Raw genomic sequence first — 11572 nt, forward strand, 5'->3', positions numbered from 1 at the left:
CCCACCGCTCAATCCATCCCCAGCCGCGCGCGAATCGCCGGCATCATCGCTTCAACGGCCGCACGCCCTTCAGCAATCGCGGGTGCCGCACGGTGAAAATCGAAGATACCCATACCGCCCAAACGCGGCTGGATCAGGATGTCCGCAGGCTCGCCGGCAAGACGGCTGCGTGTGATGCGCACCTGCATGATGTCGATGCCTTGCGCGACCGAACTCAGCATCGACGGCACGCGTGCGCTCGGGGGCAGCGGCACGCGCACGTCGCGGCTTTCGTAGCCGGGCGCCGGTTGCAGCCAGCGCGGCCACGGCTTGCCGTTACGGCGCAATAGCTGCGGCGCGACGTGCTCTTCCGGCGCGACTGTTGCACCCTCCTCCGTCGAGGCCGTAACCACATCGTGCCCAGGCATCGGCGCCGGCATCACCGCCGTCCCCGCAACCACCCCACCCAGATCCCGCCCATTCAAAATGTCGTTATTCAGATCGACAGCGATCACGCAGTCGGCCCGCATCCCGCGCGCAACCGACACCGGCACCGGATTGCTCAACCCACCGTCGACGAGCCACACGCCGTCGTGCCACAGCGGCGTGAAAATGCCCGGGATCGCGATCGACGCGCGCACCGCGTTCACCACGCTGCCATCCTGCAGCCACGTTTCGCGGCCCGTATCGAGTTCGGTCGCAACGGCGGCGAACGGAATCTGCAGGTCGGCGATCTCGCAGCCGTTGAACTGGTCCGCGAAAACCTGGATCACCTTCTTGCCACCGAGCAGTCCGCCCGAGAGCCGCAGATCGAGCAGCCGCACGACGGTCTGCCACGTGAGCCGCGTCACCCAGTCCTCGAGCCAGTCGAGGTCGCCGTTCGCATAGACCGCGCCGACCAGCGCACCGATCGACGTGCCACATACGACGTCGGGCTTGATGCCCGCGTCGTGCAGCGCGCGGATCGCGCCGATGTGCGCCCAGCCGCGCGCCGCGCCGCCGCCGAGCACGAGACCGATCCGGGAAGGACGTCGCCGGTTCATCGGTGCGTCTCCATCATCGGCCGCGGATCACGTCGGAGCGCGACGTGGTCGTCACCGTATGGTCGGGGCCGAAGTGCACGTTGAAAAAGCCCTCTTCGGTGACGCCGCCTTCGCGCCACTTCCAGCTCCACACCGTTTCGGGTTTCAGCGGATACACCGCGATCTCGCCCGGCTTGCCGAGCAGGCGGCGCACTTCGTCGTCAGTCATACCGAGGTGGATCTTCGCGAAGTTCGCCGCGGTCAGCACCTGGGTGATCGCCTGCAGGCGTCCGTCGGGGCCGATGTCGACCATGTAGGTGTTAAGGCCTTGCGGGCCGCGCGGATATTCAAGCCGCGTCGAACCGTCGGCGAAGCGCCGTTCGGTCTCGGGCTTGCCCATTTGCTCGCGGACCTGGTCGCCAGTCGTGATGCCCGGCGTGAGCCCTTTGAGCAGCAGCGCGTCGGGTTTGACGGCGTTGAAGAAGTCCTTGAGTTTTTGCACGACGCGTTCGCCCTGTCGATCGTCGCAACCGCCGAGCGCGAGCGACGCGCCGACCATCGCAACAGCAAGCAGTGTGTGACGGAAGAACATGGAGTTCGGTGCGGCTATCCCGCGTAAAGCGACGACACAGGATACCGCGACTTCGCAATTCAACGCGACGCACGCACCGTCACGCGATTAGTTCAACCCATTGACTTCGCCAGGCCGGTGCTTCAAAAGCTTCCGTAAAGTACTGGGTCTCGTGAACGACCTTGCCGTCGCGGAATTCCATGATGCTGACCGTAAAGGCCTGTTGCCCTTTATAGACGATGGTGTATTCCGTGACCCAGAGATTGCCCTCTCCCTGAATTCGCTTGATATCGAAACCCGATGGCTTGCCCGGATGATGACCGCGCAGCGCCTGCAAATTCGCACGCCCGTGGATTCGCTCACCTGATTGCGGATAGTCACAGATGGCATCGTCGGCGTAGATCTCGTGTTCGGCGTCGAGATCGCCGGCCGCCGATGCGCGCCAGTGCGCATTCAGGGCTTCACGCATGTGCTCTTCCTGCATGGAGTGCCTCCAGAACCTGTTGACGTCGACCGGGCATGAGCGACACCTCCGCACTATTCGATGCGCTATGACGAAGGAACGACGCGTTCGGCGGTGACGGGTGTTGAATCTGAACCGGCGGAAATTGAAGCGGTCAAACCGGCCGGCAGACAAGTCGGCTTCCCGATCAAGTCTAGCAAATGGATTGCCCGGCGGCAGCGAAGGATTCCAGGAAGAGACGGCCCGTTAGAACCGGCGCCAGGCCCTCTACGGGCGAGCGGCCGCAGCACGAACTGCCTGCTCTGTCTCCCGCGCGGATCGTTGTCGTCCAATCTGCAACATGGCAATACTGGCGAGGATCAAGGCGATGGCGATGACCTCGAGTACACCGACCTTTTCCCCCGCGGCCCAGCCGATTAGAAGCGCCACAACAGGCGTAATGTAGGTCGAGCCCGACGACGCCACTGCGCCAAGTTCCTGCAGCAGGAAGTAGTAAATCAAAAACGCGACCCCGGTTCCCAGGATGCCCAGTCCGACCACGGCGCCAGCGGCGGCTCGCGGGTCCTGAAGGATGTGGCCTATTCCGGTGAAGTCCGTGAGCAACGTGAGTAGCAGCAGCGCCAGTCCCATCTGCCACGTGGCCAGTGCCAGCGGCGGCAGATTGAACGGCGACAGAAACCGTCGCACGTACACATACGACAGCCCGAGAATGATCGCACCTGTCAGCATCCAGAAAACGCCGGCGGGATTGATCGGGTTGTCGGTACTTCCCCACGGCCGCGCGATCAGAACGATGCCGGCAAACCCCAGCATCACCCCCACCACCATCAACCTGTTCAGCTTCTCCGTGCGCAGGAACAGCAGCGAGAAGATCGCGGTGAAGATAGCGATGGAGCCACCCAGAACACCTGCGACACCCGAAGGGAGCAGCGCGGTACCTTTCACGATGGCAACGTAATAGAACGTCGTCGCGACTGCGGCCATGATGAAAAAGTGCGGCAGATGACGCATCTGGCTACGGTGAATGACTCCCCGGTGCCACGCGGCGAGTGCCAGCGGAAGGAAGCCGAAAAGCACCCGCAAAAAAGCGATCTGCATCGGGCTGATCAGGTCCGCGGCCCACTTCATGTAGATGAAATTCGATCCCCAGATCAAACCCAGCAGGACGAAAGCAGCCTTGGTCAATCTCATGATGCGTGCCTCGCCGACCGATGGTAGGGACCATCAGTAGATCAAGCCGCAAAGCCGGCTGATAGAACGAAAGCGGCATCGCCGTGGGATGCACTGGCCGTGATCCGGTGGCCCGTGCTGTCGATGCTGCCGAAGCAACACCCTGCCGTGATTGTGGATTTCGCGCGGCCGTCAGCGCGAATCCGTCCGCTTTGGCACAATCCGCTCGTGCCGCCCGCTTTCGCGAAGCTTGCGTTTCACCCAGACGCGAAGCGGGCGCGGCTCATCACGAACGCTTTAGTACCTGACGCATCGAGTGGACCCCGCTCTGCAACTCGAATCCCCGATTCCCCGGACACCCCATGATTCCCTTCTCGGTTCTCGACCTCTCGCCCATCACCGCCGGCTCGTCGGCGACGGATGCGTTCCGCAACACGCTCGATCTCGCGCAGCACGTGGAGCGCTGGGGTTATCGGCGCTTCTGGCTCGCCGAGCATCACAACATGACGGGCATCGCAAGCGCAGCGACGTCGGTCGTGATCGGCCACGTGGCGGGCGGCACGCAGACGATCCGCGTCGGCTCCGGCGGCATCATGCTGCCGAATCACGCGCCGCTCGTGATCGCCGAGCAGTTCGGCACGCTCGCGTCGCTGTATCCGGGGCGGATCGATCTCGGGCTCGGCCGCGCACCCGGCACCGACCAGACGACGGCACGCGCGCTGCGTCGCGATCTGCAGGGCAGCGCCGATTCGTTTCCCGACGACGTCGTCGAACTGCAGCGTTATTTCGGCGATCCAGTGCCGGGCCAGCGCGTGCGCGCGGTGCCAGGCGCGGGACTGCACGTGCCGCTGTGGCTGCTCGGTTCGAGTCTCTTCAGCGCGCAGCTCGCGGGTGCGCTTGGACTGCCATTCGCGTTCGCGTCGCACTTCGCACCGGACCATCTGCTGACCGCGCTGCGTGTCTACCGCTCGCAGTTCCGACCGTCGGAAACGCTCGACAAGCCACACGCGATGGTCGGCGTCAACCTGATCGCCGCCGACACCACCGACGAAGCGCATCGTCTCTTCACGTCGCTGCAGCAGCAGTTCATCAACCTGCGGCGCGGCACGCCGGGTCAGTTGCAGCCGCCGGTCGATCACCTCGAAGCGGCCGACCATGAACTCGCCGGCGTCGCGCATTCGCTCGCGTGCACGGCGATCGGCAACCCCGACGAGGTCCGCGAAGGACTGCGGTCGATCATCGCTCAGACCGAGGCCGACGAGCTGATCCTTACCTCGCATATCTACGATCACGCGGCGCGGCTGCGGTCGTTCGAGATCGGCGCGCAGATTCGCGACGAACTGGCTGCAGCCGTGCCTGCGCAATAGAAACGAAGCGACGCCACGACGGGTGGTCGCTTCAACGGTCGGCGGCCGGCTGGGTGAGTAAGTGAGTGAGTCTCTCACCCGGTCAGGCGTCCACTTCGTATTTAAATCAATTTCCGGTTTGGCAGTTTCTGATAATTCATCGATTGCTTTAACCGTATCGTCATAAGTAAAATCGTGCGCACAGGGTGAAATAATCAGATAGAGAGGCAGTATGGGTGCGAGAGACATAATCGAGGCTATAAGGGGTGGCCTGTTACAGCAGGACCGCCTTCTTAAACTGGATACACCTGCGGGCAATAACGTATTGCTGCCCCACCGCGTCACCGGACTCTCACGGATTGGCCGGGATTTCCTCTTCCTGCTCGACTGCGTGTCTACCTCGGGCGACGTCCAGCTTAAAACGCTGATTGCTCAGGCTGTCACGCTCTGGATCCAGCAGGCCGACGGTACGTACCTGCCGCATCATGGCTATGTGCACACCGCGCGGCGGCTGGGAGCTGACGGTAGCCTTACAAGTTATCAGCTTGGTTTTTCGTCATGGATGCATTTCCTGAGGTTCCGTCGCGACCAGCGGCACTGGCAGGATAAAAGCGTTGACGCGATCATCTCGGACGTATTCAACCAGCATCCGCAGGCGCGAGGGATGTACCGCTTCGTGCTGTCGAATCCATTGCCGACACGCTCGTACTGCAGGCAGGACGAGACCGACTGGAACTTCGTGCACCGGCTCCTCGAGTCCGAAGGACTGTACGGAGTCTGGCAGCAGGCGGCCGACGGAAAATCACACACGCTGGTTATAACCGACCGCCTTCAGACGCTTGAACCGCTATCGCCGGAAGCCGTCAACTTTTACCGCGCCGGGACGAACAGCGAGGCCGATGCACTCACGAACTGGTCAGGTACACGGACGCTGCAATCCACGACGCTGTCGACACGCACCTTCGACTATAAAAGTCCCTCGACGCCGTTCAATCCGAAAGCGACCTCAGTCCCTACGATGGGAAACCAGGGCGCCTTGCCGGCCCAGACAGAAGTCTACGAATACACGGGCGGCTATACCTATCCAGAGCAGGAACGAGGCGATCACCTCTCTAAAATCCGCATGGAGGAATGGGAGTCGCAGGCGAAGCGTTTTCACGGCGTAGGTGGCCTGCGTGCGATGGACGCAGGCCGGCGCTTTACGCTGACCGATCATCCGGAGCACGACCAGGACGCGGCGGCCCAGAACGAATTCGCGAGTCTTGAGGTCGAGTGGACCATCGAGAACAATCTCCCGCTCTCCGGGCACGAAGCGAACTATCCGCACAGTCTGCATAACCCGCTCGCGCAGGCTCGTGCCGATACCCTCGATAAAACAACGTTCAGTGTGCAGCATGCGGACGGCTCCACGGGCTTCTATCGTGTCTCGATAGAAGCGCAGCGCACGACGGTGCCTTACCGCAGCCCGTTCGAACACAACAAGCCCAAGGCAAAGCTGGAATCTGCGATCGTGGCGGGACCAAAGGGCCAGGAAGCGTATACGGACGAGCTAAACCGGATCAAGGTCCTGTTCGTATGGGACCGGGTCAACCAGGGTGACGAACGTGCGTCGTGCTGGGTGCGCGTCGCGCAGTCCGATACCGGTGATGGTTATGGCAGTGTCCACATGCCGCGCGCGGGAGAAGAACTCCTGATTGGCCACGTTGGAAATGATATCGACCGGCCCATCGCGCTTCATCGCGTCTACAACGGCGCGGCAACACCACAGTGGCATTCAAACGCGTTGCTCTCGGGCCATCGGTCGAAGGAGTTCTCGGGAAGCGGTTTTAACCAGATGGTGATGGACGATGCGACGGGCCAGAACCGGGTTCATCTCTACAGCAGCAGTACGAATGCTCAATTGCATCTGGGCTACCTGATTAACCAGACAGGCAATACGCGTGGCGGTTATCTCGGTAGCGGCTTCGATCTGAGTTCCGAGGCGTACGGTGCGCTGCGCGCGAGCCGGGGGCTGTATGTATCGACGCACCCCATCGCCAGCCAGCCGCTCGATGCACGTCAGGGCAGCAACCAGCTCACCGGCTCAGAGAGCGTCATCGACGGGCTATCGCAGGCGAGCGAGACGGCGCAGGCCGAAAGCCTGAAGGATGGGCACGATGCGCTCAAAGCCTTTACCGATGCGACACAGCACAGCGAAGCGGGTGCAACGGGCGGTGGTGGCGTCACTGCAGGTGGCGGCACAGGCAACGCGAACGCGTTCACACAGCCGGTGATGCTGTTTGCCACACCGGCAGGCATTGCACTGTCGACGCAGAAGTCGGCGCATGTTGCAGCAGACCAGCACATCAACCTGGTGAGCGGCCAGAGTACGCATATCGCGACTGGTAAATCGCTGGTGGCAAGCATCGGTCAGAAACTCAGCCTGTTTGTGCAGAACGCAGGCATGAAGCTGTTTGCGGCAAAGGGCAAAGTGCAGGTGCAGGCGCATGCGGACAACGTGGAGGTGATCGCGCAGAAATCGCTGCTGTTGATGTCCGCGACGGAGCAGGTTCAGGCAGCGGCGAAGCAGGAGATCCTTCTCACGTCAGGGGGTGCATATATCCGCATCAAGGACGGCAACATCGAGATTCATGCTCCGGGTAAGATCGATGTGAAGGGAGGCTCGCACATGTTCTCGGGACCGACCCAGCTCTACACGAATCTCGGCGCATTCAAACAGACAGCGGGACCGTATGACGAAGCACTGGTTTTCAAGGACGAGCTAGGAAAAACCATACCGGATATGGATCACCTGCTTGAGGTACGGAGCGACCTCATGAAAACCGCCACGAACGGAGAAGGGGCGATTTCGCGGGTTTTTAGCGGCACGCCTGACTCGATTAAGGCACATTTGCATGTGCCAAACATCAAAACCGTTTCCGATCAATTCGAATAAATATGGGAGAAGGATGTGGCGGACGATTCACTGGTCAATAGTGACGAGGGCGCGGTGTATCTCAAGGGCGGACTGTTGGGCGAAGGCACGTTGAACCAGACGCCTGATTCCTGTAAGGACTGCACGGTCACATGTGAACACCAATGGTCGATGTTGCAGATGGACAATATCGCCATGGAAGCTGATAAAGGGCTACTCCTGTCGGACCCCATCCGGCGTGCAAAGCGCACTGCCGGAAACTACGCGCAGCTTTTCCTGGGTGACGAAGGGACCGATAAGGCGGGTCGATTCTATTGGCCCGGACTGGCTGCATTTGCGGCGAAAGAAGTTGTCGCCGGGATGGAGTTGGCGTTGCAATTTCTATCGTGGGGAAAACTGCAATCCGGCCTTGCCCAGGCGCGCGCGACGGCAGTCGTGACGTTCTATTACCTGGCGAAGGGCAATTTCTGGGTGTTTCTTGAGGTAACCACCTGGCATTTGTTCTACAAGAAATATGGCAAAGAGTTGTTCGAACATTGCAAAAGCCGACGCAACGTCGATAGTTACGACGACGTGGTAAAGCCCATCGTCAAGAGCTTGCCTTGGGCGGGAGGTCAGAATAACGGTCTCATCGACGCGTTACGCAAGAAGGCGAACCCGATGATCGTGATTGGGGATGATCTCGTTCAGGATGGGGCAGCGCTGTCTGAGATGAAAAACTGTCAGATTACCAATTACCTTTCCTCTGGATTTAATCAGCTAGAACAGTACGAAGCAGCCACTGAAGATGTACCGAAGAAAAGTCTTGCATATAAAGCGGCGTGGCAATTCCTGCTTCATGAGCAGACATTGCATCTACAAGCGATGGTTTACAACCACTCCGAATTTCAGAGCGCTATCGATATGAATGATTTTGGACGGTTGCCAGTGATTCGTGCGTTCTCGGGCGCTAAAGACCCGACAGTGTTTTTTAATGCCTCCGCCGAGATAACTCCAGAAATCATAGAGCAGCAACTTAAACCCTATGGTCTGACGGAGGACGATATCAAGGTGAAGATGGATGACGGGAAGCTTTACATAAAAGACGATCGAATGCTTTATGTCCAAAAGATACTCGATAAATATCACGCTCTAATGACGAGCGACAAGTATCGCCCCTACATGATCGCGCAAATATCAACGATTGCGGGCTGGAAAGATGCGTAAGCGCCATGTTGTAATTGTTGCTGCGCTAGTCGTTACGTTTGGCGTGTGCGGCTTTGGTTGGAAAGTGCTCAATAACGCTAAAGCGCAAGAGGAAAAGGCAAACATGCAACCCAATTTAATTTTTGGCTTGGGCGACGACAGTGACGAGGTGATGCGCTCAGCGAAAGTACCGATTCAGAGATCACACATCTCGACAGCGCTGATGTACGACGCGAGCAGGATTGCGACGGGAGTGGAACCTGTATTCCAGCTCAAGGATGCCAGGCATGGCATCATCTTTCCGCAAACTACCGATGTGGAATTCATGTCGGACACCGAGGAAGCAAAAAAAATAAGAAGTATTCATTTGAGATTCCTGGTCCCGACTTCACCGAAGGATGTGCATGACACGGCGGCTTTCGAAATCTACGACGAAGCGATGTACCACTATGTGATGGGTGTGATTTCGCTCATCAACGGCGCTGGGTGGAAACGTTATATTTCATTGGGGTCGCCGCGACTGGAAGGTCGAGGTACCTACGCCTTCCAGCCATCAGGTTACGGCGGCCCGACATACGTGACATTTCCGCTGTTGTTCTACGCTGATCCAAACTACAAACTGTCATTCGATGAATGGAAGCATTTGCCACGCGGAGCAAGCGTCATATGGAGTTGGTACGCGGATGGTAATTTCTTTGAGTTGAAGTACGACAGAGACGAACGGTCACCGGATCTGCCGATTACGCTGGGTGATCAGCTAGACACACGGATTCAATCGGAAGCGGGATGGCTCGATAACTATGGCGCGACCTACGACACCGCACGAGCAAAATATGAGAGTGTTATCCCGAAGTATTTACACGCTCGTGCCGAAGCGGAAGCCAAGGCCCGCGCTCAGGGCGCACACATTTTGACGGATTGGGTTGATCCCACGATCGCAGGTATTACTCCACCGAAAAATTGATCGCGCCTGAACCATAGTTACCGTCGGAATATCCGCCCTATCCCCGGTGTGTCCTCTCCAGAGCGGCCTTTCGCGACATCCGCGGCCATCACCCGCGATGACGCCCCTACCGATTATGGGTATCTTGCGACGGCGCAAGGCGACCCTGCAGGGTCAGCCATTTTCCATGCCGCAAACTGGCAGTACTGTAACGGCATTTACGACGGGCAAGGCCTATTTCAGCGAACTCGCACCGGCAATCCGCTCTGCCGCCGGCGTGGTCTACATTGCCGCGTGACAGGTGAACTGGGACGCCGAGCTCGGGCAAGGGGTGCGTCTTTTCGATGTTCTATTGCAGACTGTGAACGCTAGCGCACAGCTTAGGATTTACGTGATGCCGTGGAAGCATGCGCCACCGGAGCAGACCTACGACAATCAAACAAAATCCGTTCTCGAGTATGCAACGTCGCTCGTCGCAGAGAACACACCGCCAGACACCGAAGGCACTATGGCAAGTGAGTCGACGACTGCCATGAATAGCGATGCTCGTATAAAACGGGATGATGCCTGATGAACATTGCCAATATAGTTTCGCTGATTATCGCATTTGGTGCCTGCGCGTTCGGTTGGAGCGCGATCAATAACTCCACTGCGCAAGAGGAAAAAGCAACCATGCAACCTGATTTAGTTTTCGCCTTGGGTGATGACAGCGACGAAGTGATGCGCTCGGCAAAGGTGCCCATCCAGCGATCGCATATCTCGACGGCGTTGATGTACGACGCGAGCCGGATCGCGACGGGGGTAGAACCCGTGTTTCAACTCAAAGACCCCAAACACGGAATCGTATTTCCGCAAACCACCGACGTCGAATTCATGTCGGATACTGAGGAAGGCCGAAGGATAAGAAATATCCAATTGACGTTCAAGGTCCCGACTTCACCGAAGGACGTGCATGACACGGCAGCTTTCGAAATCTACGACGAAGCGATGTACCACTATGTGATGGGTGTGATTTCGCTTATCAACGGCGCTGGGTGGAAACGTTATATTTCGTTGGCGTCGCCGCGACTGGAAGGCCGAGGTACCTACGCCTTTCAACCATCAGGTTACGGCGGCCCGACGTACGTGACTTTTCCGCGGTTGTTCTACGCTGATCCAGACTACAAACTGTCATTCGATGAATGGAAGCATTTGCCACGCGGAACAAGCGTCATATGGAGTTGGTACGCGGATGGTAATTTCTTTGAGTTGAAGTACAACCGAGACGAACGATCACCGGATCTGCCGATTACGCTGGGCGATCAGCTAGACGCACAGATTCAATCGGAAGCGGGATGGCTCGATACCTTTGGCGCGACCTACGACGCTGCACGCGCTAAATACCAGAGTGTTATCCCGAAGTATTTACACGCTCGTGCCGAAGCGGAGGCCAAGGCCCGCGCTCAGGGCGCACACATTTTGACGGATTGGGTTGATCCCACGATCGCAGGTATTACTCCACCGAAAAATTGACCAAGCCTGAACCGATAGTTACCGTCGGATTCCCCTTCGCATACTTCGCGCTTCTTTCAACCAGAAGAAATAGGTTGGGGGTATCAACCGATGCTGCAGGGTCGTCTTGCGCCGTCGCAAGATCCCCCTTACGCGGGTGATGGTCGCGGATGTCGCGAGAGGCCACGCTGTAGAGGATACACCGGGGATAGGGTAGGTATTCCGACGGTGACTATCGGTTCAGGCGCGGTCAATTTTTCGGTAGAGCAATACCTGCGATCGTGGGATCAACCCAATCCGTCAAAATGTGTGCGCCCTGAGCGCGGGCCTTGGCCTCCGCTTCGGCACGAGCGCCTAAATAGTCGGCCCTGCAAAACGTAGCGAAGCCGGAAGCATCAAGGATTCGCTTGCGATCGGGGATTCGTAGAACTCCCAGAAAGAAATTCGATCTGATTTAGAACCTGGGAGTTCGAGGACAGCACGATGAC

Annotated in this window: 9 protein-coding genes; 5 read left to right on the forward strand and 4 right to left on the reverse strand. The window is 58.6% G+C overall.

Annotated features, from left to right (window positions below):
* Positions 1-8: 8 nt before the first annotated feature.
* The 4 genes from ACREXZ_RS25115 to ACREXZ_RS25130 form a co-directional block, all read right to left on the reverse strand.
* Positions 9-1022: a patatin-like phospholipase family protein gene (locus tag ACREXZ_RS25115; protein WP_431766823.1), complete on the reverse strand. Its 1014-nt coding sequence runs from the start codon at positions 1020-1022 to the stop codon at positions 9-11.
* Positions 1023-1035: 13 nt separating this feature from the next.
* Positions 1036-1593 carry a hypothetical protein gene (locus ACREXZ_RS25120; RefSeq protein ID WP_431766824.1) on the reverse strand — a complete coding sequence of 186 codons (558 nt, stop codon included), beginning with the start codon at positions 1591-1593 and terminating at the stop codon, positions 1036-1038.
* Between the two features lie 79 nt (positions 1594-1672).
* On the reverse strand, positions 1673-2056 hold the full coding sequence (locus ACREXZ_RS25125) for a nuclear transport factor 2 family protein (protein WP_431766825.1): 384 nt from the start codon (positions 2054-2056) through the stop codon (positions 1673-1675).
* 246 nt (positions 2057-2302) lie between these two features.
* Positions 2303-3226, reverse strand: a complete 924-nt coding sequence (locus tag ACREXZ_RS25130) for a DMT family transporter (protein ID WP_431766826.1) — start codon at positions 3224-3226, stop codon at positions 2303-2305.
* A gap of 341 nt (positions 3227-3567) precedes the next feature.
* Here ACREXZ_RS25130 and ACREXZ_RS25135 point away from each other — a divergent pair, with 341 nt between their 5' ends.
* The 5 genes from ACREXZ_RS25135 (at position 3568) to ACREXZ_RS25155 (ending at position 11105) form a co-directional block, all read left to right on the forward strand.
* Entirely contained in the window at positions 3568-4572 is a 1005-nt protein-coding gene (locus ACREXZ_RS25135) for an LLM class flavin-dependent oxidoreductase (protein ID WP_431766827.1), read from the forward strand.
* Between the two features lie 211 nt (positions 4573-4783).
* Positions 4784-7486: a type VI secretion system Vgr family protein gene (locus tag ACREXZ_RS25140; RefSeq protein ID WP_431766828.1), complete on the forward strand. Its 2703-nt coding sequence runs from the start codon at positions 4784-4786 to the stop codon at positions 7484-7486.
* Between the two features lie 15 nt (positions 7487-7501).
* Positions 7502-8671, forward strand: coding sequence for a DUF2515 family protein (locus ACREXZ_RS25145; RefSeq protein WP_431766829.1), 1170 nt, complete (start codon positions 7502-7504; stop codon positions 8669-8671).
* A complete protein-coding gene (locus ACREXZ_RS25150) occupies positions 8664-9614 on the forward strand; it encodes a hypothetical protein (protein ID WP_431766830.1) in 951 nt (316 codons plus the stop codon). Before ACREXZ_RS25145 ends, ACREXZ_RS25150 begins: the two co-directional genes overlap by 8 nt.
* A gap of 549 nt (positions 9615-10163) precedes the next feature.
* Positions 10164-11105, forward strand: coding sequence for a hypothetical protein (locus ACREXZ_RS25155; protein WP_431766831.1), 942 nt, complete (start codon positions 10164-10166; stop codon positions 11103-11105).
* Positions 11106-11572 lie beyond the last annotated feature (467 nt).

The sequence above is a fragment of the Paraburkholderia sp. genome (genome assembly GCF_050742655.1).
Lineage (GTDB): Bacteria > Pseudomonadota > Gammaproteobacteria > Burkholderiales > Burkholderiaceae > Paraburkholderia.

Bases quoted from the DNA above. Each gene is read 5' to 3' on its own strand.
- ACREXZ_RS25135 (WP_431766827.1), top strand. From the start codon at position 3,568: ATGATTCCCTTCTCGGTTCTCGACCTCTCGCCCATCACCGCCGGCTCG.
- ACREXZ_RS25120 (WP_431766824.1), bottom strand. From the start codon at position 1,593: ATGTTCTTCCGTCACACACTGCTTGCTGTTGCGATGGTCGGCGCGTCG.
- ACREXZ_RS25155 (WP_431766831.1), top strand. From the start codon at position 10,164: ATGAACATTGCCAATATAGTTTCGCTGATTATCGCATTTGGTGCCTGC.
- ACREXZ_RS25115 (WP_431766823.1), bottom strand. From the start codon at position 1,022: ATGAACCGGCGACGTCCTTCCCGGATCGGTCTCGTGCTCGGCGGCGGC.
- ACREXZ_RS25130 (WP_431766826.1), bottom strand. From the start codon at position 3,226: ATGAGATTGACCAAGGCTGCTTTCGTCCTGCTGGGTTTGATCTGGGGA.
- ACREXZ_RS25125 (WP_431766825.1), bottom strand. From the start codon at position 2,056: ATGCAGGAAGAGCACATGCGTGAAGCCCTGAATGCGCACTGGCGCGCA.
- ACREXZ_RS25150 (WP_431766830.1), top strand. From the start codon at position 8,664: ATGCGTAAGCGCCATGTTGTAATTGTTGCTGCGCTAGTCGTTACGTTT.
- ACREXZ_RS25140 (WP_431766828.1), top strand. From the start codon at position 4,784: ATGGGTGCGAGAGACATAATCGAGGCTATAAGGGGTGGCCTGTTACAG.